The organism is Kitasatospora sp. NPDC127116, assembly GCF_042677365.1.
Lineage (GTDB): Bacteria > Actinomycetota > Actinomycetes > Streptomycetales > Streptomycetaceae > Kitasatospora > Kitasatospora lactacystinica.
The window spans coordinates 33,067-57,397 of sequence record NZ_JBHXTL010000056.1; the positions used below are offsets into that span (position 1 = coordinate 33,067).

General features: G+C 75.3%; 21 protein-coding genes. 11 read left to right on the forward strand and 10 right to left on the reverse strand.

Going from position 1 to position 24,331, the window contains the following annotated elements; all coding sequences use genetic code 11:
* The first annotated feature begins 8 nt into the window (after positions 1 to 8).
* The 4 genes from ACFVHV_RS22460 to ACFVHV_RS22475 all read left to right on the forward strand — a co-directional run bounded on the left by ACFVHV_RS22460 (position 9) and on the right by ACFVHV_RS22475 (position 6,498).
* The gene (locus tag ACFVHV_RS22460) at positions 9 to 1,196 is read left to right on the forward strand and encodes an acyl-CoA dehydrogenase family protein (RefSeq protein WP_380352937.1); all 1,188 of its coding nucleotides are present in this window, start codon (positions 9 to 11) and stop codon (positions 1,194 to 1,196) included.
* A gap of 345 nt (positions 1,197 to 1,541) precedes the next feature.
* A complete protein-coding gene (locus tag ACFVHV_RS22465; RefSeq protein WP_380352939.1) occupies positions 1,542 to 3,140 on the forward strand; it encodes a 4-coumarate--CoA ligase family protein in 1,599 nt (532 codons plus the stop codon).
* A 113-nt stretch (positions 3,141 to 3,253) separates the two neighbouring features.
* A complete protein-coding gene (locus tag ACFVHV_RS22470) occupies positions 3,254 to 3,874 on the forward strand; it encodes a TetR/AcrR family transcriptional regulator (RefSeq protein ID WP_380352940.1) in 621 nt (206 codons plus the stop codon).
* Between the two features lie 146 nt (positions 3,875 to 4,020).
* Positions 4,021 to 6,498, forward strand: coding sequence for a SpoIIE family protein phosphatase (locus ACFVHV_RS22475; RefSeq protein WP_359913663.1), 2,478 nt, complete (start codon positions 4,021 to 4,023; stop codon positions 6,496 to 6,498).
* Positions 6,499 to 6,565: 67 nt separating this feature from the next.
* Here the strand turns inward: ACFVHV_RS22475 and ACFVHV_RS22480 are convergent, their stop codons facing one another.
* The 7 genes from ACFVHV_RS22480 to ACFVHV_RS22510 form a co-directional block, all read right to left on the reverse strand.
* Entirely contained in the window at positions 6,566 to 8,137 is a 1,572-nt protein-coding gene (locus tag ACFVHV_RS22480) for an MFS transporter (protein WP_380352942.1), read from the reverse strand.
* Positions 8,134 to 8,781, reverse strand: a complete 648-nt coding sequence (locus tag ACFVHV_RS22485; RefSeq protein WP_359913657.1) for a TetR/AcrR family transcriptional regulator — start codon at positions 8,779 to 8,781, stop codon at positions 8,134 to 8,136. The genes ACFVHV_RS22480 and ACFVHV_RS22485 overlap by 4 nt, the downstream gene beginning before the upstream one ends.
* Positions 8,782 to 8,956: 175 nt before the next feature.
* Entirely contained in the window at positions 8,957 to 9,349 is a 393-nt protein-coding gene (locus ACFVHV_RS22490) for a cell division protein SepF (protein ID WP_359913654.1), read from the reverse strand.
* Positions 9,350 to 9,631: 282 nt separating this feature from the next.
* Entirely contained in the window at positions 9,632 to 10,144 is a 513-nt protein-coding gene (locus ACFVHV_RS22495; RefSeq protein ID WP_380352943.1) for a DinB family protein, read from the reverse strand.
* Between the two features lie 79 nt (positions 10,145 to 10,223).
* Positions 10,224 to 10,940, reverse strand: coding sequence for a TVP38/TMEM64 family protein (locus ACFVHV_RS22500; RefSeq protein ID WP_380352945.1), 717 nt, complete (start codon positions 10,938 to 10,940; stop codon positions 10,224 to 10,226).
* A gap of 62 nt (positions 10,941 to 11,002) precedes the next feature.
* The gene (locus ACFVHV_RS22505; RefSeq protein WP_380352947.1) at positions 11,003 to 11,773 is read right to left on the reverse strand and encodes a dienelactone hydrolase family protein; all 771 of its coding nucleotides are present in this window, start codon (positions 11,771 to 11,773) and stop codon (positions 11,003 to 11,005) included.
* Positions 11,774 to 11,868: 95 nt separating this feature from the next.
* Positions 11,869 to 13,113, reverse strand: a complete 1,245-nt coding sequence (locus ACFVHV_RS22510) for an MFS transporter (protein ID WP_380352949.1) — start codon at positions 13,111 to 13,113, stop codon at positions 11,869 to 11,871.
* Positions 13,114 to 13,222: 109 nt separating this feature from the next.
* Here ACFVHV_RS22510 and ACFVHV_RS22515 point away from each other — a divergent pair, with 109 nt between their 5' ends.
* From ACFVHV_RS22515 to ACFVHV_RS22545, 7 genes are all read left to right on the forward strand, one after another.
* On the forward strand, positions 13,223 to 14,407 hold the full coding sequence (locus tag ACFVHV_RS22515; RefSeq protein WP_380352950.1) for an ROK family transcriptional regulator: 1,185 nt from the start codon (positions 13,223 to 13,225) through the stop codon (positions 14,405 to 14,407).
* 91 nt (positions 14,408 to 14,498) lie between these two features.
* The gene (locus tag ACFVHV_RS22520; protein WP_359913640.1) at positions 14,499 to 14,915 is read left to right on the forward strand and encodes a TOBE domain-containing protein; all 417 of its coding nucleotides are present in this window, start codon (positions 14,499 to 14,501) and stop codon (positions 14,913 to 14,915) included.
* 76 nt (positions 14,916 to 14,991) lie between these two features.
* Positions 14,992 to 15,438: a hypothetical protein gene (locus tag ACFVHV_RS22525; RefSeq protein ID WP_359913638.1), complete on the forward strand. Its 447-nt coding sequence runs from the start codon at positions 14,992 to 14,994 to the stop codon at positions 15,436 to 15,438.
* Positions 15,439 to 15,443: 5 nt separating this feature from the next.
* Positions 15,444 to 16,139, forward strand: coding sequence for a glycerophosphodiester phosphodiesterase (locus tag ACFVHV_RS22530; RefSeq protein WP_359913635.1), 696 nt, complete (start codon positions 15,444 to 15,446; stop codon positions 16,137 to 16,139).
* Positions 16,136 to 17,233, forward strand: a complete 1,098-nt coding sequence (locus tag ACFVHV_RS22535; RefSeq protein WP_380352952.1) for a winged helix DNA-binding domain-containing protein — start codon at positions 16,136 to 16,138, stop codon at positions 17,231 to 17,233. The genes ACFVHV_RS22530 and ACFVHV_RS22535 overlap by 4 nt, the downstream gene beginning before the upstream one ends.
* A gap of 98 nt (positions 17,234 to 17,331) precedes the next feature.
* Complete coding sequence (locus ACFVHV_RS22540; RefSeq protein ID WP_359913630.1) at positions 17,332 to 18,432, forward strand: AI-2E family transporter; 1,101 nt, start codon at positions 17,332 to 17,334, stop codon at positions 18,430 to 18,432.
* 103 nt (positions 18,433 to 18,535) lie between these two features.
* A complete protein-coding gene (locus ACFVHV_RS22545) occupies positions 18,536 to 19,453 on the forward strand; it encodes a virginiamycin B lyase (RefSeq protein ID WP_380352954.1) in 918 nt (305 codons plus the stop codon).
* Here the strand turns inward: ACFVHV_RS22545 and ACFVHV_RS22550 are convergent.
* From ACFVHV_RS22550 to ACFVHV_RS22560, 3 genes are read right to left on the reverse strand one after another with little or no spacing between them, the layout of a single operon-like run.
* Complete coding sequence (locus tag ACFVHV_RS22550) at positions 19,444 to 20,001, reverse strand: GAF domain-containing protein (protein WP_359913624.1); 558 nt, start codon at positions 19,999 to 20,001, stop codon at positions 19,444 to 19,446. The genes ACFVHV_RS22545 and ACFVHV_RS22550 overlap by 10 nt on opposite strands.
* Positions 19,985 to 20,851: a S8 family serine peptidase gene (locus ACFVHV_RS22555; RefSeq protein WP_380352956.1), complete on the reverse strand. Its 867-nt coding sequence runs from the start codon at positions 20,849 to 20,851 to the stop codon at positions 19,985 to 19,987. Before ACFVHV_RS22555 ends, ACFVHV_RS22550 begins: the two co-directional genes overlap by 17 nt.
* On the reverse strand, positions 20,848 to 23,964 hold the full coding sequence (locus ACFVHV_RS22560; protein ID WP_380352958.1) for an adenylate/guanylate cyclase domain-containing protein: 3,117 nt from the start codon (positions 23,962 to 23,964) through the stop codon (positions 20,848 to 20,850). The genes ACFVHV_RS22555 and ACFVHV_RS22560 overlap by 4 nt, the downstream gene beginning before the upstream one ends.
* Positions 23,965 to 24,331: the final 367 nt, after the last annotated feature.

A 24,331-nucleotide genomic window follows, 5' to 3' on the forward strand; every position in this document is an offset into this window, starting at 1 on the left:
GGACCCGCATGTCCACCATCGGCAGTCAGCTCCTGGAGACCCCCGAACGCCAGGCCCTGCGCCGGGCCGTCGGCGACCTCGGCCGCCGCTACGGCTCCGCCTACTACCTCGCCAAGGCCCGGGCGGGCGAACCCGCCGACGAGCTGTGGGCGGACGCCGGCAAGGCCGGATACCTCGGCGTCAACCTGCCCGTCGAGTACGGCGGCGGGGGCGGCGGCATCACCGACCTCGCCATCGTCCTGGAGGAGCTCGGCACCGCCGGCTGTCCGCTGCTGCTGCTCATCGTCTCGCCGGCGATCTGCGGCACCGTGATCGCCCGCTACGGCACCGAGGAGCAGAAGCGCCGCTGGCTGCCGGGCCTGGCCGACGGCAGCCGCCGGATGGCCTTCGGCATCACCGAACCGGACGCCGGCTCGAACTCCCACCGGATCTCCACGGTGGCCCGCCGGGACGGCGAGGACTGGCTGCTGACCGGCCGCAAGGTGTTCGTCTCCGGCATCGACCACTGTGACGCGGTGCTGTTCGTGGCCCGCACCGAGACTGCGGACACCGGTGGGGGCCGCACCGGCAAGCTGAAGCCCTGCCTGTTCATCGTCCCGCGTGAGACCCCCGGCTTCGAGTTCCGGGCGATCCCGATGGAGCTCGTCGCCCCGGAGAAGCAGTTCCAGGTCTTCCTGGACGACGTCCGGCTGCCCGCCGACGCCCTGGTCGGCGACGAGAACGCGGGCCTGCTCCAGCTGTTCGCCGGCCTCAACCCGGAGCGCGTCCTCACCGCGGCCTTCTCGCTCGGCCTCGCCCGCCAGGCCCTCGGCAAGGCGGTCGAGTACGCGAAGACCCGCACGGTCTGGTCCACCCCGATCGGCGCCCACCAGGGCCTGGCCCACCCGCTCGCCCAGTGCGCGGTGGAGATCGAGCTGGCCCGGCTGATGACCCAGAAGGCCGGGCTGCTCTACGACGCGGGGGAGGACCTCGCCGCCGGGGAGGCCGCCAACATGGCCAAGTACGCCGCCGGCGAGGCCGCCGCCCGTACCGTCGACCAGGCGGTGCAGACCCTCGGCGGCAACGGCCTGACCCAGGAGTACGGGCTGGGCGCGCTGCTGGCCGCCACCCGGGTCGGCCGGGTCGCCCCGGTCAGCCGGGAGATGGTGCTCAACTACGTGGCCCAGCACACCCTCGGGCTGCCGAAGTCGTACTGATGCACGAGACATCGCCCAGGTGTGCGATCGAGCCGGTGGTGTCCCCGGTGCGCGGCGGCCGGTCCGAGGGCGGTCGCCGGGGCGTCGGGCGCGAGCGCGGGGAGCCGGATCCCGGGTGAGTGGCGCGGCGGGCGGCGGTGCTCACCCGGACGGTCCATTCGAGCCCGTGGTGCACACCGTCCCGTCGGGCGCCCCCCGGGAGCAACCGCGCCACGCACGGACGGTCACGGGTTCCCCACAATGGCCGAGCCGGACCCCCGACTGTCCGTATGCTCCTGAACGCGCCCCGCACGGAACTGCTCGCCGGTTTTGTTGCTACGTCAACTTCCTTACTGGAGGCTCACCTTGGTGTTCCGCAGCGAGTTCCCCGACGTCTCCGCGGTCGACCAGCCGATCCACGAGGCGGTGCTCGGCGCCGCGCACAGGTACGGCGACCGCCCGGCCCTGATCGACGGCGTCACCGGCGAGAGCACCAGCTACGCCCAACTCGCCGCCGCCGTCGAGCGGGTGGCCGCCGGGCTGGCCGAGACAGGCGTGCGCCGCGGTGACGTCGTCGCCCTCTTCAGCCCCAACTCGACCGCCTACCCGATGGCCTTCTACGGCGCGACCAGGGCCGGCGCCACCGTCACCACGGTCTCCTCCTTCGCCAAGCCCGCCGACCTGGCCGGCCAGCTGCGAGACAGCGGCGCCCGCTGGCTGGTCACCGTCTCCGCCTTCCTGCCGACCGCCCGTGCGGCCGCCGAACTCCTCGCCGAACAGGGCCACCCGCTGGCCGGGACCGTCGTCCTGGACGGCGCCGAGGGCCACCGCTCGCTCGCCGACCTGCTGGCCGCCACCGGCCCCGCCCCCGAGGTGGCCATCGACCCGGGCGAGGACATCGCCGTGCTGCCGTACTCCAGCGGCACCACCGGCCTGCCCAAGGGCGTGATGCTCACCCACCGCTCGATCGCCACCAACCTCGCCCAGTGCGACGCCCTCTACCGCCCCGCCGAGGGCGAACGGGTGCTCGCCGTCCTGCCCTTCTTCCACATCTACGGGCTGGCCGCGCTGCTCAACCAGCCGCTGCGCTGCGGCGCCACCGTGGTCGTGCTGCCCCGCTTCGACCTGGAGCAGTTCTGCCGCACCGTCCAGGACCACCGGGTGCAGGCCCTGGTGGTCGCCCCGCCGATCGCCCTCGCACTGGCCCGGCACCCGATCGTGGACCAGTACGACCTCTCCTCCGTCGAGTACCTGCTGTGCGCCGCCGCCCCGCTGGACCATGAACTCGCCGACGCCTGCGCCCGGCGCCTGGGCCTGCCGCACCTGCTCCAGGGCTACGGCATGACCGAGCTCTCCCCGGTCACCCACGTCGTCTCCCCGCGCGAGGGCGACCCCTCGCCCGGCTCGGTCGGCCGGATGGTCCCCTCCACCGAGCTGCGGATCGCCGCCCTGGACGGCTCCGACGGCGACCTCGGGCCCGGCGAGCGCGGCGAGCTGCTGATCCGCGGCCCGCAGGTGATGAAGGGCTACCTCGGCCGCCCCTCCGAGACCGCCGCGGTGGTCGACGCCGACGGCTGGCTGCACACCGGCGACGTCGGCTTCGTGGACGAGCGCGGCTACCTGCACATCGTCGACCGGGTCAAGGAACTGATCAAGTACAAGGGCTACCAGGTCGCCCCCGCCGAGCTGGAGGCCGTCCTGCTCGGCCACCCGCAGATCACCGACGCCGCCGTGATCGGGGTCCCGGACGCCGAGGGCACCGAGTGCCCCAAGGCCTTCGTGGTCCGCGCCCCGGGCAGCGCCCTGACCGAGGAGGAGGTCACCGGGTACGTCGCCGGGCAGGTCGCCCCGTACAAGAAGGTCCGCGCGGTGGAGTTCGTGGACGCCGTCCCCAAGTCCGCGGCCGGCAAGATCCTCCGCCGCGAACTGCGCGCCCGCGAGGCCGGGCGCGCCGGCGTCCGCTGACCGGACCGGGCCGCCCCGGCGGCCGAAGACCGGCGCCCGTCTGTGAGGATCTTCCTGCCGCGCCCCGACCGGGACCCGCCGCGCCCCGATCGGAACAGGAACCGCCCGCCGCCATGACCAGCCACCCCGCCGCCCGCGCCCCTCAGCAGGACCGCAGCCGAGCCACCCGGGCCCGGCTGCTCGCGGCGGCCGTGGAATGCCTGGCCGAACTCGGCTGGCACGGCTCGACCGTCACCGTCGTCGCCGAGCGGGCCGGGGTCTCCCGGGGCGCGGCCCAGCACCACTTCCCGACCCGCGAGGACCTCTTCACCGCGGCCGTCGAGCACGTCACCGCCGAGCGGCTGGCAGCCGTCCGCGCCCACTCGGACGAACTGCCGGCCGCCGGGCCGGACCGCACCGGGGCCGTGGTCGACATGATCGTGCGCCTCTACACCGGCCCGCTGTTCCGCGCCGCCCTGCACCTGTGGACCGCCGCCGCCACCGAGGAGGTGCTGCGTGAGCGGATCATCGCCCTGGAGGGCCGCGTCGGCCGGGAGGCCCACCGGGCCGCCGTGGAGTTCCTGGACGCCGACGAGAGCCGCCCCGGCGTGCGCGAATCCGTGCAGGCCACACTGGACCTCGCCCGCGGACTGGGCCTCGCCAACCTGCTCACCGACGACAGCCACCGACGTTCCGGAGTGATCCGGCAGTGGGCGGGCGTTCTGGAGAGTACGCTGCGGCCGGTACGCCCATGACGCCCGTACAACCGGAGCGGCCGGACGCCCCCTGACCAAGGGGTCGCCGGGCGGCCGATGTCCGTGCAGTCTGGAGAAGAATCCCGGCCGGCACGGACCGCGAGGCCCCCGGCCGGGCACGAGCCGAACCGGGGTGCTGCCTGATCATGCACGGACACGAGTGGGACGCGACCGACGCCGCCCCGGCACCGGGCGGCAATCCCGGACGTTCCGACGGCACGTACCCCGAAGGCCATCGGCTCGTCCCGCTCGCCACGGCGCTGCTCCAGGACGACGGACTGATCCTGCACTGGAGCGAGGACGCCGAGGCCCTGCTCGGCTACTCCTCCGAGGAGGCCGTCGGCAGCTACGCCGCCCAACTGCTCACCGACGAGTCCGACCGCTCGGAGGTGCTCGGCCTCTTCCAGCGGATCATGGGCGGCAGCGGCTGGTCCGGGGTCTTCCCGGTGCGCCACCGCGACGGCCACAAGGTCGACCTGGAGTTCCGCACCTACCCGATCGCCGGACCGGGCGGCACCCTGCTGCTGCTCGCCACCGCCTCCGACACCCGCGCCCTGCACGCCGTCGAGGCCGACCTCGCGGTGCTGGACGGCGTCTTCGACCGCTCGCCGATCGGCATGGCCGTCTACGACACCGAACTGCGCTACATCCGGATCAACGAGGCGCTGGCCCGGATGAACGGGGTACCGGTCGCCGCCCACCTCGGCCGCCGGATATCCGCCGTGCTGCCCGGCATCAACAGCGCCGAGATCGAGCAGATCATGCGTCAGGTGCTGAGGACCGGCAAACCCGTGGTGGACGCCCGCTCGCACGGAAGGGTCCCCGGCGACCCCAAGCGGGACCACGCCTGGTCCGCCTCCTACTTCCGGCTGGAGGACTCCACCGGCCGGATCTTCGGGGTCTGCTCCTCGATCATCGACGTCACCGAGCGCTTCCAGGCCGAGGCCCGTGCCGCCCGCGCCCAGGAACGGCTCGCCACCATCGCCGAGGCGACCGCCCGGATCGGCACCACCCTCGACCTCCAGCGCACCGCCGAGGAGCTGATCGAGGCGGTCGTCCCCCGGTTCGCCGACTTCGCCACCGTCGACCTGCTGGAGCCGGTGCTGCGCGGCTCCGAGCCCACCGTGATCCCCTCCGACCGGAACATCACGCTGCGCGCCGTCGCCGTCGGGGAGTCCTACGAGAGCGGCCTCGCGCACGCCGTGGACGTGGTCGGCGAGACCTCCGAGTACTCCCCGGACCGCAGCTACGTCCAGTGCCTGCGCAGCGGGAAGCCGCTGCTGCGCTCGCACGTGGACGAGGAGGCGCTGCGCGGCCTGGTGGCCAGCGAGGACCGGGTGGCCCCCGGCATAGCGGCGGGCATCCACTCGTACCTGATGGTGCCGATCACCGCCCGGGGCATGGTGCTCGGCGGCTCCGAGTTCATCCGGATGCGCAACCCCGAGCCGTTCACCGCCGCCGACGTCGCCCTCGCCGAGGAACTGGTCGCCCGCACCGCGCTGGCGCTCGACAACGCCCGGCTCTACCGCCGCGAGCGGGAGACCGCGCTCACCCTCCAGCGCAGCCTGCTGCCGCAGGAGGTGCACCGCACCCTCGGCCTGGAGATCGCCTACCGCTACCTGCCCAGCAGCGTGGTCAGCGAGGTCGGCGGCGACTGGTTCGACGTGGTGCCGCTGTCCTGCGGGCGGGTCGCCCTGGTGGTCGGCGACGTGATGGGCCACGGCATCCGGGCCGCCGCCACGATGGGTCAGCTGCGCACCGTCGCCCGGACCCTCGCCACCCTCGACATGCCGCCCGAGCAGGTCCTCACCCGGTTGGACGAGACCGCCACGGGGATCGGCGAGGGCCAGTTCGCCACCTGTATCTGCGCGGTGTACGACCCGCTGGAGCGCACCGTCCAGATCGCCGCGGCCGGGCACCTGCCGCCGGTCCGGGTGGGCCCCGACGGCACCGCCGCCCGGGTGGACGTGCCGCCCGGGGTGCCGCTGGGCGTCGGCGGGGTGGCCTTCGAGTCGATCGAGTTCGACATTCCCGAGGGCGGCATGGTCGCGCTCTACACCGACGGCCTGGTCGAGCGGCGCGGCCAGGACCTGGACGCCGGCATCGACCTGCTCGCCCGCACCCTGTCCGGCCCCGGCCGGACCCTGGAGGAGAGCTGCGACGCCGTCCTCGCGGCGCTGGTCACCGACGGCACCGAGGACGACATCGCGATGATCATGGCCCGGGTGCTGCCGCTGCCCGCCGACCGGATCGCCACCCTGCCGCTGTCCGGCGGGGGCCGGGTGCCCGGCAAGGCCCGCCGCTTCACCCGCGCCACCCTGGAGGCCTGGGGCCTGTCGGCGCTCACCGACTACGCCGAGCTGCTGGTCAGCGAGCTGGTCACGAACGCCCTGCTGCACGCCGACGCCCCGCGCCGGCTGCGGCTGTTCCGCGACCGGGTGCTCACCGTGGAGGTCTCCGACGCCGGCGGCCAGACGCCCCAGCTGCGCCCGTTCGCCGAGCAGGACGAGGGCGGACGCGGGATGTTCCTGGTCAGCGAGCTGGCCCAGCGCTGGGGCAGCCGGCTGACCCGGGACGGCAAGGTGGTCTGGGCGGAGCTGGAGCTGCCCTTCGGGGCTTCCTAGGGAACGGCCGCTCCGCAGACGGGAACGGCCGTTCCCCCGGCGGGGAAACGGCCGTTCCCGGGCACTGCTACGCGGTGACCTTCGGCTGCTCGGCCGGTGCGTCGACCGCGCCCTGCGAACCGGTCGCCGCCCCCGGCTTCGGCTCGGACAGCCCGCGCAGCAGCCGCCAGGCCATCACGGCCGCACCGACCAGCAGCGCGGCGGCCAGCAGCCCGGCGCTGTTCATGCCGTTGACGAAGGACTCCCGGGCGCTCGCCAGCAGCGGCCGGGCGAGCTCCGGCGACAGGCCCTGTGCCGTCTCGACGGCCGAGCCCAGCGATTCGCCGGCCCGGGCGGCCGCCGCCGGGTCCGTCCCGGCCGGGACCGCCAGCCCGCTCGCGTAGATCGAGCCGACCACCGAGCCCACCAGGGCGATGCCGAGCGCGGTGCCCAGCTCGTACGCCGTCTCCGAGACCGCCGAGGCGGCCCCGGCCTTGTCGGCGGGCGCGGCGGTCAGCACCAGGTCGGCGCCGAGCGTGTAGACCACGCCCTCGGCCGTCCCGACCAGCAGGAAGGAGGCGGCCAGCAGCAGGTAGGTGGTGTCCTGCGACAGCCAGCCGAGCGCGCCCACGCCCAGTCCCATCGCCAGCAGGCAGGCCGTCAGCGCCTTGCGGGCGCCGAAGCGCCGGGCGATCGCGGCGGTGAGCAGACCGCCGGCCACCGAACCCGCGAAGGCGGGCAGCTCGGCCAGGCCCGCCTGGAGCGGCTGGTAGCCGCGGACCAGCTGGAGGTACTGCGAGACCACGAAGATCACGCCGGAGAGCCCGACCAGGGAGATCAGCGAGGCCGAGACGGCCGCCGTGAACCGCCGGTCGCGGAACAGCCGGACGTCGAGCAGCGGGGTCTCCAGCCGCAGCTGGCGGCGGACGAAGAGGAACAGCGCGGTGGCGCCGAGGACGAAGGTGACCGGCACGTCCCAGCGGTCCACGCCGTGCGCGGCGGCCTCCTTGATCGCGTACACCGTGCCGATCACGCCGGCCATCGACAGCAGCACGCTCAGCACGTCCCAGCGGCCCGGCTTCGGGTCCTTGGACTCCGGCAGCAGCCAGGCGCCGGACACCAGCAGCAGGATCAGCACCGGGATGTTCAGCAGGAACACCGAACCCCACCAGAAGTGCTCCAGCAGCACCCCGCCGACGACCGGCCCGAGGGCGGCGCCGGCGGTGGCGGCCGCGCCCCAGATGCCGATCGCGGTGGCCCGCTCCCGGTCGTCCGGGAAGAGGCCGCGGATCAGCGAGAGCGTGGACGGCATGATCGTCGCCCCGGCCACGCCGAGCAGCGCGCGGGCCAGGATCAGCCAGCCGGCGCTCGGCGCGTAGGCGGCCAGCAGCGAGGCGGCGCCGAAGGCGGCGGACCCGGCCAGCAGCAGCTTCTTGCGGCCGATGCGGTCGCTCAGGGCGCCCATGCTGACCAGCAGGCCGGCCAGCACGAAGGAGTAGGAGTCGCCGATCCAGAGCAGCTGGGTGCCGCTGGGGCGCAGCGTTTCGCTGATCGACGGGATGGCGAGGGAGAGGACGGTCGCGTCCAGGGCGACCACGGTCACGGCCAGGACGAGGACGGCGAGGCCGGTCCAGCGCTGGCGGGCGGTCAGGGTGTTCATGGTTTATCGGTGTCCGGCCTGTGGTCGGAAGTGCTGTGGACAGGGGTGGCGGTGCTGTGGGCGGTGCTGCCGGCGGTGGCGCCGGCGGGGGTGCGGGTGTCCGGTCTGCGCAGCGCGCCGCCGAGGAACAGCTCGGCGAGCGAGAAGGCGGCGTCGCGCGGGGCGAGCCGGCCGTCCTGGATGGACCAGCCGACGCCGGCCACCAGGTCGAAGAAGGCCTCGCTCAGCCAGGCGGCGCTCAGTTCGATGCGGAACACGCCCTGCTGCTGGCCGCGCAGGAAGAGCGCGTGCAGCCGGGCGATCTGGACCTCCCAGAGGTCGTTGATGTCCTCGTGCTCGTAGAGCTGGTTCTCGCCGGCCAGGAAGGCGCAGAGCATGGCGTCGGGGACGGAGGCGTCCACCAGGCGGCGCAGCGCGGCCTCGGCGTCGCCCCGCTCGACGTCGGCGGTGTCCAGCGCGGAGGCGAAGCGGCGCAGCCCGAGCAGGCCGATCTCGCGGATCAGCGCGTCGCGCCCCGGGAAGAGCCGGTGCAGCGTGGCGCGGCTGATGCCGGCGGCGCGCGCGATCTCGTCCAGGTGGGCGGTCGGGCGGCGGGAGAGGACGCCGACGGCGGCTTCCAGGACAGTGTCGCGATCGGTGGCCATGCATCGAGTCTAGTTCACATGAGACGCGGATGTCTCATTCTTTTGTTCGGGCTCTCAGGTGAGGCGTCGGGTCTCGGTGGGCGGGCAGCAAAAAACCGGGGACGGTGGGTGTACCGTCCCCGGTCCGGGGTGCCGCCGCTGTCGGCCGGAGCTTCAGCCGTCGCCGGGCGGCGGCTCAGCTCTGGTTGTAGAAGCCGGTCTCGTCCATCGGGCGGTCGATCACCATGACCTCGACGTCGGCCGGGGTGAGCAGGAAGACCCTCCGGGCGATCCGCTCGATGCCGCCCCTGGTGCCGAAGATCAGCCCGGAGGCGAAGTCGACCATGCGCTTGGCCTCGGCCTCGTTCATCTCGGTGAGGTCCATGACCACCGGGATGCTCGCCCGGATGTGCTCACCGACCGTCCGGGCCGCCTCGAAGCCCGTCGGCCGCAGGGAGACGATCTTCGTGGGCGCGGGGGCGGCCGGAACCGTCTCCTGATCCACCCACTCGTCGTCGTACACCGCGGCCGGGTAGTTCCCCGAGGGCATCAGCCACCCGTTGTGGTGCTCGTCGCGAAGTGCTCCCATGCCGCGCCTCCCTGCCTCGTCCCGTCCTGGTCCCCCGGGGTCGCGTGCCGTTCTTGACACGTCATCCACTCGTCGGAACTGTCCGAGTATCGCACTGTTCACCGGTCCCGTGCCCGCTCGCAACCCCCGTACGAGTCGTGCCGCGCCGGAAACCCGGGCGAACCCGGGCACTTCCAGTGACGCGGCGCGGCACCGTACGGTTGCGCGCGTTGACCTTATCGGTCGCGGTCACGGCTTAATTGACCTTCTGTCAACAATGAGGAAACGATTTCACCCGTCGCGTCACTCGCCGGTCGCGCCGTCGATCAATTCGCGCAGAAGATCCGCGTGGCCGTTGTGTCGCGCGTACTCCTCGATCATGTGGGTGAGGATCCAGCGCAGCGTCACCGGCTGTCCCCGGCGCGGGTTCTTGCCGACGGTGTCCAGCGGCAGGCCGGCGACGGCGAGGCGGGCGGCCTCGACCTCGGCGCGCCAGGTGGCGAAGTCGGCCGCGACGTCGGCGGTGTCGACGTCGTCGAAGTCGGCGTCCTCGTGCTCCTCGGTCCAGAAGTGCCCGGTGATCTCCCGGCCGAGCAGGACGGACTGGAACCAGTACAGCTCCACCTCGGCCATGTGCCGGACCAGGCCCAGCAGCGAGAGGCTCGACGGCGGGACGGAGCGCAGCCGCAGCTGGTCGTCGGTCAGACCCTCGCACTTGAGGGCGAGGGTGCGGCGGTGGTAGTCGAGGAAGGCGGTCAGGGTGGCGGCCTCGTCGGCCGTCATCGGCGGGTCCACCCGCGGGTTCGGTTCGGTCATGCGCGCCATCCTGGCGTCCGGTCGCGCGCGGGCGCGAGCGATTTTGCTCCCGGCTCTGCTGCCGGCCCCGTGGAGCGGCTCAGCCGGCCGTCGCCCGGTGGCGGGTCCGGACCGTCCGCCAGAGGCCCACCACGCTGCCCAGCACCAGCAGGGCGATCACCCCCGCCGACAGCAGGAAGGCCGCCGAGCCCGGCCGGCCCGCGCTGGCCGCCGCCGTGACGTACACCGCGGTGGTCGGCACCACGCCGATCGCGGTGGCCAGCACGAAGGGCAGGAAGCGGACCCCGGAGAACGCGGCGCCGTAGTTGGCCGCCTGGAACGGCATCCCGGGCAGCAGCCGCAGCACCAGCACGCTGCGGAAGCCCTGCTCGGTGAACCGCCGGTCCAGCGCCCCGAGCACCTTCCCGCGCAGGTACGGGCGCAGCGCCTCCCGGCCGAGGCCCCGGCCGAGCCCGAAGGCCAGGGCCGCGCCCACGGTGGTGCCGAGCACGGCCAGCAGCACGCCCTGCTGGATGCCGAGCAGCAGACCGGCCACCGCGTTCAGCGCCGGCCGGGGTACGAAGGCGAGCGTCCCCACCGCGTAGACCAGGGCGAACAGCGGGCCGAACCAGTACCCCGGCATCCGGTCCGCCAGCCCGCCGGACAGCAGCTCCGTCGGGCTCCACAGCAGCAGCGACCCGGCCGTCGCCGCGAGCACCACCACCAGCAGCGCGAACCGCCACCACGGGGAACGCGGTGCGACGGCGGGCGCCTGCGGCACGGCGGGCGGCACGGGAACGGCATCGGGCTCGAACACCGCCCGAGCCTAACCGGTGCCCGGGCCCCGCCGGCGCCCCGGGCCGACCCGCGGGACGGACCTCAGCTCGGTCGGGAGAGGAACCCCAGCAGGCGCTGCCACGAGTCGCGGGCCGCGTCGGCGTGTTCGACGGCGGCGAGCTCGAAGAAGTTGTGGGGTGCCCCCGGATAGCTGACGAACTCGTGGGGGCAGCCGGCCGCGGTGAGCGCCGCGTCGAAGGCCTCGACGGCGGCGGCCGGGATGTGCTCGTCGGCGCCGCCCCAGAAGGCGAGCACCGGGGCGGTCAGCCCCCCGGCCAGTTGGGTGGGCCCGGGGGCGCCGTTGAGGGTGTCCGGGTAGCCGTAGTAGCCGACCGCGCCGGCCAGGCCGAAGCGCGGGGCGGCGGTGCGGAAGGCCTGTCGGCCGCCGAAGCAGAAGCCGAGCGCGACCACCTCGGCGGGCCCGGCGGCGCGCAGCCGTTCCAGTGCGGCGGTGATGTCGGCGTCCAGTCCTGCGGGGGTGAGCGCGAGCAGGTGGGGGAGCAGGTTCGGCATTTCGCCGAATTCCGCCGGGCGCTTTTCCGGGGCGGCTCCGGCGGTGCGGCCGTAATAGTCGAGGACGAGGGCCGGGTGGCCGTGTTCGGCGAGCCGGGCGGCGGTCCGGCGGTAGAACGGGGAGAGGCCCCTGTTGTCCGGCAGGACGAGCACTCCGGGCCCGGTGGCGGTCTCCGGCCGGGCCAGGAAGGCACCGAACCGGGTGCCGTCGGCCGAGGTCAGGGTGAGTGGGGCGGCCTCGGCCAGGGGCCACGGGGCGGGGCCGAGGACGGGCGGGGCGGCGTCCGGGTCGTAGCACACGGGGGAATTCCTCTCGCGGAGCACGAAAACCGCCGGGCGCGGTGTGCGCCCGGCGGTTCGAGACCTTAGCGGGAAATTCCCTCAGGAATTCATCATCATATCGCGGAGAGATCTTTTCCGGAAGGCTTTTCCGGTGACATTGCGGTCACGTTCTCACCGCCGGAATTCCGTTCGGCCAGCCGCAGCGCCCCGGCGCTCAGCAGCAGGGCGCAGGCGAGCGCGGTGACCAGGCCGAAGGAGACGGTCAGCGAGGTGGCCTGGGCGAGGGCGCCGATGACCGCGGGGGCGATCAGGCCGGAGGTGTAGGTGACGGTGGCGACGCCCGCGATGGCCTGGCTGGGGTTGGTGCCGATCCGGCCGGCCGCGGCGAAGGCGAGCGGGACGATCACCGCGATGCCGATGCCGATGAGGGCGAAGCCGGGGATGGCCAGTGCCGGGCTGTCCGCGGCGACCACCAGCAGGCCGCCGACGGTGGCGACGGCGCCGCCGATGCGGGTGGTGCGGACGGCGCCGAGGCGGCGGATCGCCGCGTCCCCGGCGAGCCGGCTGACCGCCATGGTGAGCGAGAAGGCGGTGTACGAGGCGGCGGCGACGGTGGCCGAGGCGCCGGTGACGTCCCGCAGGTAGACGCCGCTCCAGTCCATCGAGGCGCCCTCGGCGAAGACCGCGCAGAAGCCGACCAGTCCGATCACCAGCGAGCTGCGCGGCGGCAGCGCGAACCGCGGCGGCTCCTCCGCGCCCTCGTGCGCCCGGAGGTCGGGCAGGCCGCGGCAGACGGGCTGGGCGAGCGCGAGCAGGACCAGCGCGGTGACGGCGAGCTGGATCCGGGCGTCGAGGTCCAGGTGGGCGGCGAGGATGCCGAAGGGGGAGGCCAGCAGCCCGCCCGCGCTCCACATCCCGTGCAGCCCGGACATGATCGAGCGGCCGAGCCGCTCCTCGATCTCCACGCCCTGGGCGTTCATCGCGACGTCGGCCATCCCGGAGGTGGCGCCGTACACCAGCAGGGCCGCGCACAGCACCGGCAGCGAGGGGGCGAGTGCGGGCAGGGCGAGGGACAGGCACCAGAGCGAGATCAGCCCGCGCACCGCGGCCCGGCCGCCGTAGCGGTGCACGAAGCGGCCGGCCAGCGGCATGGCGAGGGAGGAGCCGACGGCGGGCATGACCAGGGCCAGGCCGAGCTGGCCGGTCGAGAGGTCGAGGTGGTGCTGGATCCAGGGGATGCGGGTGACGAAGCTGCCGGTGACGGCCCCGTGCACCAGGAAGGTCAGGGCGATGCTCCTCCGGGCCCGGCGGGGCGCGGCCAACGGCTCCGGCGGTGGTGGTGCGGTGGTTCCGCTCATGGGTTCTTCCCTCCCGGTCGCGCGGTGAGGGGCGCGACAGTGCCCTGTGACGGTCGCTAAATTATCAGGAAGGGACCCTGATAGAAATGCTCTGGAAGGATGAGCTGCCATGACCACCGCGCGTACGGCCACGCCGAGTACCGCCCGGGCGATCAACGACCGGTTGGCGCTCAACCTCCTGCTCGAACAGGGCCCCCTGACCGCGACCGAGCTGCGCGACCTCACCGGCCTCTCCCGGCCGACCGTCGCCGACCTGCTCGAACGCCTCCAGCGCACCGGACTGGTGGCCGTCGTCGGCGAGCGCGGCGAACAGCGGCGCGGCCCCAACGCCCGGCTCTACGCGCTGGTCGCCTCCCGGGCCCACCTCGCCGCCTTCGACGTCCGCTCCGGCGGCGTCAGCCTGGTCGTCGCCGACCTGGCTGGCCGCGGCCTGGCCACCGCCGAGGTCCCGGTCGAGGGCGACGGCGGGCCGGACACCGCCGGGACCATCGTCGCCGCCCTGCTGGACACCGCGCGCGGCGTCGGCGTCGAACGGCTGCACACCGTCGCGGTCGGCGCCCCCGGACTGGTCGACCAGGCCACCGGCCGGCTGCAGAGCACCGGCAAGCTCCCCGCCTGGCACGCCGAACTCCTCGCCGCGCTGCGCGAGCTGCCCGGCACCGAGGTGATCCTGGAGAACGAGGTCAACCTGGCCGGGCGGGCCGAGTACCGGGTCGGTGCCGCGCGCGACCGCGACACCTTCGTGCTGCTGTGGCTCGGCCACAGCGTCGGCGCCGCCGTGATCCTGGACGGGCGGCTGCGCCGGGGCTTCTCCGGCGGCACCGGCGAGATCTGCTTCCTGCCCGTTCCCGGCACCGTCGCCCTGCCCAGCGCCGACAGCTGCGAGGGCGGCTTCCACAGCCTGGTCGGCAGCGCCGCGATCTGCGCGCTGGCCCGCGCCCACGGGCTGCCCGCCGGCCCGGCCGGGGACGCCCCCGCCGCCGAGGCCGCCGTACGGGCCGCCCTGGCGGCCGGCTCGGCGGGCGAGGTCTTCCTGGACGAGCTGGCCGAGCGGATCGCGATCGGTGCGGCGAGCGTCTGCGTGGTGCTGGACCCCGGCTGCGTGGTGCTCGGCGGCGAGGTCGGCCGGGCCGGCGGCCCGGAGCTGGCCGGACGGGTCGAGCGGCGGCTGGCCCGGCTCTCCCCGCTGAGCACCGAGGTTCGGGCCGGCACGGCGGGCGGCGGCGCGGTGCTCGCCGGGGCGGTGCTCACCGCCGGGGACGCGGTGCGGCGCGACCTCTTCGGCGAGCCGTGACCGCCCTCGCGTGATCACCCGCGCCGTCCGTACGGCAGGATGGCGCAGGGGCACTCGCCCCGGGAATCAGAACCACCGTCAGGAGACGCTCATGGGCCAGCCCGAGGTGCCGGCCAACCCGTACCGCATCGGCGAGGCCGCGGCGCTGCTCGGCGTCAGCGCCGACACCATGCGGCGCTGGGTGGACGCCGGGCGGGTCGCCGCCGCGCGGGACGAGCACGGGCACCGGATCATCCCGGGTGCCGAGCTCGCCGCCTTCGCCCGGGAGCTGGCCCGGCCGGAGAACTCCGAGGCGGAGGGCCGGCCGTCCTCGGCGCGCAACCGCTTCCCGGGGATCGTCACCCACGTGGTGCTCGGCGACGTGGCCGCGCAGGTGGAGATCCAGGCCGGGCCGTTCCGGGTGGTGTCCCTGATCAGCCGGGAGTCGGCGGAGGAGCTGAACCTGGTCCCCGGCGCACCCGCCACGGCGGTCATCAAGTCCACCAATGTGATGGTCGAACGACGCTAGTCGGGGCCCGTCGCCCGAGCACGGGCCGCCCCGGCCCACGAGCCCCACGAGCCCCGGAACCGAAGGAGAGGCCCGGATGCCACCCCCGCACCTGCCGACCACCCAGAGCGCCGTGCTCGCGATCGAGGCCGTGGCCGCCCGGCACGGCCGCACCGTCCGCGCCCAGCACGACATCGGCCGCGACCGGACCTTCGCCGGGCTGGTCGGCCCGGGCGGTCCCGACGGGGAACCGGACGCCCTCCCGCACGAGGCGCTGCTGGAGTTCGACGGCCGGCCCGCCGTCACCGTCCGGCTGTTCACCCACGACGAGGTCACCGTGACCGTCGAGGGCATCGCCTTCGACGTCGACCGCGACCGCGTCCCCGGCTTCCTGAACGCCCTCTGGTCCGACCTGGTGCACGTCAAGGCGCGCACCTTCCCGCCGTCCACCACGCTGATCGTCACCGTCCCGGGGGAGCCGAGCCACCGCGAGGCCATCGGCGTCCACGACCTCACCCCCTGGCTCGCCGGAAGGATCCGTTGAACGCCATGGCCAAACCGCTCGCCGTCGCCCACCGCGGCGACCCCTACCGCCACCGCGAGAACACCCTGCCCTCCGTCGAGTCCGCGCTCGCCGCCGGGGCCGACGCCGTCGAGGTGGACGTCCGGCTCACCCGCGACCGGGTGCCCGTGCTGCTGCACGACGAAACCCTGGAGCGGCTCTGGCGCGACCCGCGGTCGATCGACCGGGTCACCGCCGACCAGCTGGAGGAGCTGCGACAGGGCCCGCTGACCGTCCCCACCCTCGCCGAGGCGATCAAGGCGGTCGCCGCCGTCGACGGCCGCAGGCTGCTGATCGACCTGGACGACGCCGGACCGGCCGCGGCGACCTGGTCGGTGGTCACCGGGCTCGGCGCCGAACGCGCGGTCGCCTTCTGCGGCCCCACCACCGCCATGCTCGCGGTGCGCGAACTGAGCCCGGACGCCGAGATCGCCCTCACCTGGAAGCAGCCCGGGATGCCCGTGCGCGCCCTGCTGGACGACCTGCGCCCGCGCTACCTCAACCCGCCGTTCGGCCTGGTCACCCCCGCGTTCACCGCCGCCGCGGCGGAGCAGGGGCTCGCCGTCTCCACCTGGACCGCCGACCTGCGCCGCACCATGCGCCGGCTGCGCGAGAGCGGCGTCGCCTCCATCACCTCCAACCGGATCGGCGTCCTGCGCTCCGTGCTGGACGGCCGCCGGTGACCGCACCGGTCCTGAGCCGACGGGCGCTCGGCCGGGCCCTGCTGGCCCGTCAGCACCTGCTCGCCCGCACCGACCAGCAGCCCGCCGCACTGATCCACCACCTCGGCGGCCTCCAGGCCCAGGCCGCACCCCAGCCGCCCTACCTCGGACTGCTGGCCCGGCTCGACGGCTTCACGCCCGAGCGGCTGAGCACCCTGATCGAGCAGCGGGCGGTGGTCCGCACCGCCCTCCAGCGCGGCACCATCCACCTCGTCACCGCCGAGGACTGCCTGACGCTGCGCCCGCTCCTCCAGCCGATGCTGGACCAGGCGATGCGCACCACCTTCGGGAAGCGGCTGACCGGCCTGGACCTGGACGCGCTCGCCGCCGAGGCCCGCACCCTGGTCGAGGAGCGGCCGCGCACCTTCCAGCAGCTCGGCGCGCTGCTCGCCGCGAGCCGCCCGGAGCGCGACCCGGCCGCCCTCGCCCAGGCCGCCCGCTGCCGGCTGCCGCTGGTGCAGGTCCCGCCGCGCGGGCTGTGGGGGCGCGGCGGACCGGCCGCCCACACCACCGCCGAGGCCTGGCTCGGCCGCCCGCTCGACCCGTCACCCGGCCCGGACGGCCTGGTGCTGCGCTACCTCGCCGCGTTCGGCCCCGCCTCCGCGGCCGACCTGCGCCAGTGGTGCGGCCTGGCCGGCCTCGCCCCGGTGCTGCGGCGGCTCGCACCGAGCCTGCGGGCCTTCCGGGACGAACAGGGCCGGCAGCTGTACGACCTGCCCGAGGCGCCCCGCCCCGACGAGGACACCCCCGCGCCGGTCCGGCTGGTCGCCCCGTTCGACAACCTGCTGCTCTCGCACGCGGACCGCACCCGGGTGCTGTCCGAGGAGCACCGGGGCCGGGTGATGACCCGCAACGGCATCGTGCACGGAACCCTCCTGGTGGACGGGCTGGTCGCCGGGACCTGGCGGCTGACCGGCGACCGGGAGGTGACCGTCGCCCCGTTCGCCCCGCTGCGTCCGGCCGACCGGCGGGCCGCCGAGGCCGAGGCGCAGCGGGTACTGGTCTTCGCGGGGGCGGGCGAGGACAGCGCGGTGCGGTTCGAGGCCCCCGGGTAGCTCGTTCGGGTGCTCCCGGCCGATCCGCCGCGCGGGCCGTCGGAACCTCTGCTGAGCTGGGGCGGTCCGGAATCGTCGAGACCCCGGCGGAGGCGACCGTGTCCGTGGAGCGCGCGCCCGGCGAGGAGCGGCGGCCGGACCACCGCAGGCCGTACCTGATGCTGCCCCCGGCGCTGCGGCAGGCGGCGGCCTGGTCGCTGGCGGTGATCCTGCTGATCGCCGTCGCCTCGCTGGTGGTCTTCGCGCTGGTCGAACTGCGGGCCGCGACCGTGCCGTTCCTGCTGGCCCTGCTCGGGACCTCGCTGCTCTACCCGGTGGTGCCCTGGCTGGTGCGCCGGGGCGTCGGGCGGGGCCTGGCCGCCGGGCTGACCTGCACGGTGCTGGTCACGGCGGTCGGCGGGGTGATCGCCCTGCTGGTCAACTCCCTGGTGCACAGCGCCCCGCAGATCGCCGCCTCGCTCCCGGAGGCCGGGCGGCGGCTGGCCGGCTGGCTCGGCCCCTTCGGGTCGAAGATCCAGCACGCGCTGAGCAACGCCAAGGGCGAGACCAATTCGCTGGTGTCCACCCTCACCAACGGCGTGCTCTCCGGGCTCGGCCTGCTCACCCAGCTGATCACCGGCGGGGTGCTGGCGCTCGCCCTGGTGTTCTTCTTCCTGCGGGACGGCCACCGCACCGGCGACGTCATCCGCTCCTACCTGCCCGAGCGCAGCGCCACCACCGTGATCGCCTGCGCCGGGCGGGCCTTCGACGCGATGGCCGGGTTCATGCGCGGCACCACCCTGATCGCCCTGATCGACGCGAGCTTCATCACCATCGGCCTGCTCGCCCTCGGTGTGCCGGGCGCGCCGGGGCTGGGCGCGCTGGTCTTCATGGGCGCCTACATCCCCTTCGTCGGGGCCTTCCTGTCCGGCACGGCGGCGGTCCTGGTCGCCCTCGCCGACGGCGGCATCGGTACGGCGCTGTGGGCGCTCGGCGTGGTGCTCACGGTGCAGATGATCGAGGGGAACATCCTCCAGCCGGTGATCCAGAGCCGCACGGTGGAGCTGCACCCGGCGACCATCATGGTCGCCGTGGTGGCCGGCGCCGGCATCGCCGGCATCATCGGCGCCCTGCTCGCCGTCCCGGTCTGCGCGGCCGGAATGGGCGTCGTCTCGGTGCTGCGCGGGGATCCGGACCGGTCGGCGGCGCCGGACCGCTGAGCAGCCGGCCGGGCGGAGCGGAAAGCGGGTTGCCGTCGGCCGGGGGATCATGTGAGCATTGCTAATGCGACATGAGTCGCAATAGTGCTTCGGGAGGGGTCGCATGGAACTGTTCGAGGTGGCCGAGGCGGGAGCCGGGCCGTACGGGGTCGCCGTGGGGCCCGACGGGGGCGTCTGGTTCACGCTGGTGCACAGCGGGGAGATCGGGCGGCTCGCCCCGGACGGGACGGTGCGGCGCTACGGCCTCGGGGCGCCCGGGTGCGGGCCCGCGGTGATCACGGCGGGCCCGGACGGGGCGCTCTGGTTCAGCCGGATGCGGGACCACCGGATCGGGCGGATCGACGTCCGCGGGCGGGCCCGCTCGTTCGAGCTGCCGGGCGAGGACCCCGGCCCGTACGGGATCGCCGCGGGGCCGGACGGGGCGCTCTGGTTCACCGAGCTGAACGCCGACCGGGTCGGGCGGATCACCGTGGACGGCGAGGTGACGCAGTACCCGCTGCCGGTCGACGGTGCCTTCCCGTCGCTGATCACGGCCGGGCCGGACGGGGCACTGTGGTGCACGCTCAACCAGGCGGACGCGGTGGCGAGGGTCGGCACCGACGGCGCGGTGACCGTCCACCGGCTGCCCACCGAGGGCACCGCGCCGGTCGGGATCACCGCCGGGGCGGACGGCGCGCTCTGGTACGTCGGGATCGGCGGCGGGCTGGTCGGGCGGATCACCGTGGACGGGAAGGTGACCGAGCATCCGCTGGCCGACCGCTCGGCCAGGCCGCACGCCGTCGCGGCCGGACCGGACGGGGCGCTCTGGTTCACCGAGTGGGGCGCCGGCCGGATCGGGGTGCTCACCCCCGACGGGCGGCTCGACGGCCACCCCGTCCCGGGCGCGGGCGCCGAGCCGCACGGCATCGCCGTCGCCCCGGACGGCACGGTGTACGCGGCGCTGGAGCGCGGGCAGATCGCCCGGCTGACCCCGGCCCGGGACGCCCGGGACGCCCTGGGTGCCCGGGGCGCTCAGGGCTGACGGCGCAACAGCTCCTCCAGGTCGGCGAGCAGGCCGAGGGCGGCGGCGCGGTCGGGGGCCGGCGCCGGGGCGGGGGAGCGCTCGGCGATCACCCGCAGGGCGGCGGCGGCCTGGCGGGCGAACATCGCCAGCAGGTCCAGCTCGGGCAGGCTGGCGCGGGCCTGCGGGGCCGGGTCCAGCACCTCCAGGACGCCGAGCACCCGGCTGCCGTGGGTGAGCGGCGCGGCCATCAGGGCGGTCGGGACGTACGCGGTGGACTCGGCGAAGTCCCGGTCGAAGGTGCGGTCGGCGCCCAGGTCGTCCACCACCATCGGCTCGCCCGAGGCGGCCACCCAGCCGGCGATCCCCCGGCCGGCCGGGAAGCGGCGGCCCACCAGCGACTCCTCGCCGCGCCCGGAGACGGCCTGGAAGACCAGCTCCCCGGCCGCCTCGTCGAGCAGGCACACCGAGCCCGCCTGGGCGCCGAAGATCGCCCGGGCGACGTCCACCACGGACTGGAGCAGCTCGCGGGCCAGCGGGTCGACGGCGGGGTCAGTGCTGAGGGTCATCGGGCGCCTCCGGGGTGGGGGTGGAAGGGACCTGGACGTTGGCCGCGGTGAGGTAGAGCGCGCTCTTCAGCTGGAAGGTGGTCAGCCTCGGCCGCCGGGACAGGATGCGGGCGCAGAGCCCGGCCACGTACGGGGTCGCGAAGCTGTTGCCGGTGGTGCGGATCGTGGCGCCGCCGAGCCAGGGCACCCGGACGTTCTGGCCGGGCGCGAAGAACTCCACCGGCGGGGCCGGGTTGTACAGGTGCAGCCGCGGGTCGTCCTCCTGGTGGCTGCCCACCGAGATGACCGAGGAGAACCGCCACGGGTAGCTCTCCACCGGGGTGTTGTGGGCGGAGGCGACGATCGCGGTACGGGCGAAGAAGGCGTCGTCGGCGATCGCGTGCAGCTCGTCCAGGAAGCGGGTCCGGGTGGTGGAGAGGCTGAGGTTGATCACGTCGAAGCGCTGCCCGACGGCCCAGCGCAGCCCGGCGATCAGCATGTCGCCGGTGCCGGTGAAGCGCTCGCCGAGGACCCGCACGCTGTAGAGCTCGCAGTCCGGGGCGGTGCGGCGGATGATGCCGGCGCAGGCGGTGCCGTGCCCGCAGGTGTCGCCGGCGGAGTCCGGGCGGACGACCAGCTCCCTGGTGGCCGGGTCCCTGGCCACCGCCCAGGAGCCCTGCACCGGCCCGACCAGCGGGTGGTCGGGCTCGATCCCGGAGTCGACGACGCAGACCCGTACGCCCTTGCCGGTCCCCCCGCCCCCGCCCCCGCCGCTCTCCTCGCCGTCGGGGGCGACGGCGTCGGCGAGCACCGGCAGGTCGGCGGGGGTGCGGTCGCGCAGGCTCCAGGTGAGGCCGGCCGGGCCGCTCACCGGGTGCCCCCGAGCCGCTCGGCCCGCCGCACGCCCGGCAGGTGGCCCTTGGCGGCGAACCGGTCCCGGGCGGTGGCGGCGGCCACCGCGGCCTCGGCGGGGCGGTCGAGCAGCAGCAGGGCGTGCGCCCGGTCGAGCGCGGTCAGCGCCTGCAGCAGCAGCGACTCGGTGGCCTCCGCGGCGGCCAGGGCGGCGGCGGTCAGGTCCAGGGCCGGCGCGGCCTCGCCCCGGGCGGCGGCGAGCCGGCCGCGCAGCGCGTCCAGTTCGATCGCGAGCACCGGCGGCAGCGCGGCGAGGGCGTCCGCGTCGTCCAGGTGCCGGGCGGCCTGGGCCGGGCGGTCGGTGTCCAGCAGGACCCGTGCGCTGGTCAGGGCGAGGCGCGGCAGCGGGGCGGGGCTGCCCTGGTGGCGGGCGATCTCGGCGGCGTCGGCGAGCAGGTCCAGCGCCTGGCCGCTCTGGCCGAGGGCGGCCGCCGCCTGGGCGGTCAGCGCGGGCAGCGCCACCATCGCCTCGGCCAGCGACAGCTCCCCGGCCAGGCTGTTGGCCTCGGCGAGCAGCAGCTCGGCCTCCTCGGGGCGCTCGCGCAGGGCCAGCAGGACGGCCAGCGGGCCGTTCAGCGCGACCCGCACGGTCCGCCGGCCGGTGCCGTGCTCGCCGAGCAGGGCGCGCAGCCGGAAGGTCGCGTTGGGGACGGGCTCGGGGCCGGCCAGCAGGGAGGCGGCCAGTGCGGCCAGCACGGCGGCCCGGTCCAGCTCGGCGTCGGTGCGGCAGACCCGGTCGAGGGCCTGGTCCAGCAGCCGCTCGGCCTCGGTGTGCCGGCCGGCCAGCAACTGCTCCTCGGCGAGCCGCAGCCCGGCCCGGGCCCGGCCGAGGTCGTCCCCGGTGTCGGTGAACAGCGGCAGGACGGCGCGGGCGGTCGCGGCGGGCTGGTCCGGGCCGGGCGGCAGGCCGCGGGCGGCCAGCGCGAGCCGGGCGTGCGCGGCGTCCAGCGGGTCGGCGGCCGCGTCCCGCACCTGGGCGAGGACGGGCAGCGCCTCCTCGGCGCGGCCGAGCGCCAGCCGGGCCTCGCCGAGGCGGCGCAGCGCGGGGCCCGCGGCGCGCTCGCCCGGGTAGTGCAGCCGGACGGCGCGCTCCAGCAGGTCGGTGGCGGCGGGCAGGTCGGCGCGGGCCAGCGCGCCGGCCCCGGCGGCGCCGAGGGCGGCGGCCGCGCGGGTGCGCAGCACGTCGGTGCGGGTGTCCAGCAGGCCGAGTTCGAGCCGGTAGCGGTGGGCGCGTTCCAGGTGGCCGCCGACGGCGGCGTCCCCGGTGGAGCGGACGGCCGGCAGGTCGGCGGCGCGCTCGTGGCGCTCGGCGCGGGCCCGCTTGGACATCGACTGGTAGACGGACTCCTGGACCAGGCCGCTGCTGAACCGGTAGCCGGTGCCGGCCGGTTCGACCAGCCGCAGCTCGGCCAGCCGGGCCAGCGCGGCGTGCAGCCGCGGCGGGGTGTCGTCGCCCCCGGCGGACGGGCCGGCCGGCAGCCCGTCGATCGGGCCGGTGAAGACGTCGTCCTCCGGGTCGGCGAACGCGTCCTGGTCGCTGCCGCCGTGGGCGAGTTCGGCGAGTTCGGTGGCGGTGAAGGCGCGGCCGAGGACGGCGGCGAGGTCGAGGGTGGCGCGCTCGTCGCGCTCCAGCCCGTCGATCCGGGCGCTGAGCAGGGCCCGCCCGGTGGGCGGCAGTTCGTCGGTCGGGACGGGGCCCTCGGTCTCGGTGAGGGCGGCCAGCAGCTCCTCCAGGTGCAGCGGGTTGCCCTCGGCGCGCTCCAGCAGCCGGGTGGGAACCGCGTCCTGGTGGGCGCTCAGTTCGGTCAACTGGGCGGCCAGCAGGGCGGATTCGTCCCAGGACAGGCCGCCGACCGGCAGTGCCGGCAGCTCCGGGCGGGCGGCCGGGAGCTCGGGGCGGGTCAGGCAGAGCAGCAGCACGGGGGCCGCGCCGAGCTCGGCCGTCAGCCACCCGGCGGCGTCCACCAGCGCCGGGCCGGCCCACTGGCAGTCGTCCAGGACCAGGACGGCCGGGCGCTCGACGGTGCGGCCCCGCAGGATCGCGGCCAGCAGCTCCAGCGAGCGGCGGGTGTCGAGGCCCGGCGCCGTCGCCTCGTCCAGCCGGGCCAGCGCCTCCGCCGGAGCGGCGCCCCCGGGCTCGTCCAGCAGGGTCCGGACCGCCTCGGCGATCGGCGCCAGCGTGCCCTGCTCGCCGAAGCTGCGGCAGCGGGCGGTGCCGCAGCGCGCGGTGCGCCGGCCGACCCGCTCGCGCCACTCGCGCACCAGCCGGGTCTTGCCGATTCCGGCCTCGCCGGCGACCAGCAGCAGCTCGGCCCCCGAGCCGCCCGCCACCCGCGCCAACGCGGCGTCCAGCTGAGCCAGTTCGCGATCCCGGCCGACCAGCGGGACGTCGAAGCGGCGCAGCAGCTCCGGGTCGTCCTCGTCCAGGGCGACCAGGCGGTAGGCGGTGACCGGCTCGGCCTTGCCCTTGAGGTGCAGCGGGCCGACCTCGTCCACCTGGGCGGCCGGACCGGCCGCGCGCAGCGTCTGCGGGCCGATCAGCACCTGGCCGGGGGCGGCCCGGGTCTGCAGCCGGGCGGCGATGTTCACGGTCTCGCCGGAGATCAGCGCCTGGCGCGCCGAGGCGTCCGAACCCGCCACCACCTGGCCGGTGTTGACACCGATCCGGACGTCCAGGCGGACCCCGAGGGTGGCGTCCAGCTCGGTGTTGAGGTCCTCCAGGTCCTCCAGCATGGCGAGGGCGGCGGCCAGCGCCCGGTGGGCGTCGTCCTCGCGGATCACCGGGACGCCGAAGACGGCCATCACGGCGTCCCCGATGAACTTCTCCAGGGTGCCGCCGTGCGCCTCGATCCGGCGGTGCATCCGCTCGAAGTAGCGCAGGATCACCTCGCGCAGGGTCTCCGGATCGAGCGCGCCGGACAGGGCGGTGGAGTCGACCAGGTCGCAGAAGACCACCGTGACCAGCTTGCGCTCCTCGGCGGCCAGGTCGAGGGCGGCGCCCCGGGCGGCGCCGCAGGAGGGGCAGAACTGGTCGTTGGTGCCGACGGGCTGGGCGCAGAGTGGGCAGGGCATGGTGGCCGTCCTTCGGTCGTCCTTCGCTGTGCGGGGGCGTGCGCGGCGGAGCGGGTGTGCACGGGCGTTCCCGGCCAGGGTCGCGGGCGCGGCTTCGGGCCCGGTTCGGGAACGCCTGGCGAGCGGTATGGCCGCAGGCGGGGCGGGGTGCGGGGGCCTGCGGGGAGGGCCCGGTGCGGCCCGCGCGGCCCGGTGCGGCCGCGCCGACCTGCGGACATACCGGATCCCAACCGGCCCCGAAGCCGGGCGCAGCCGGTCCCGCCCAGCATGGTGGGCGACGGCGGGGCGGCCCCCCCCGGCGCCCCCCCCACCCCCCCGGCGGGCGGGCTGTGGACCAAGGCGCCGGAAAAGGAGGCGGAGTCAGTAG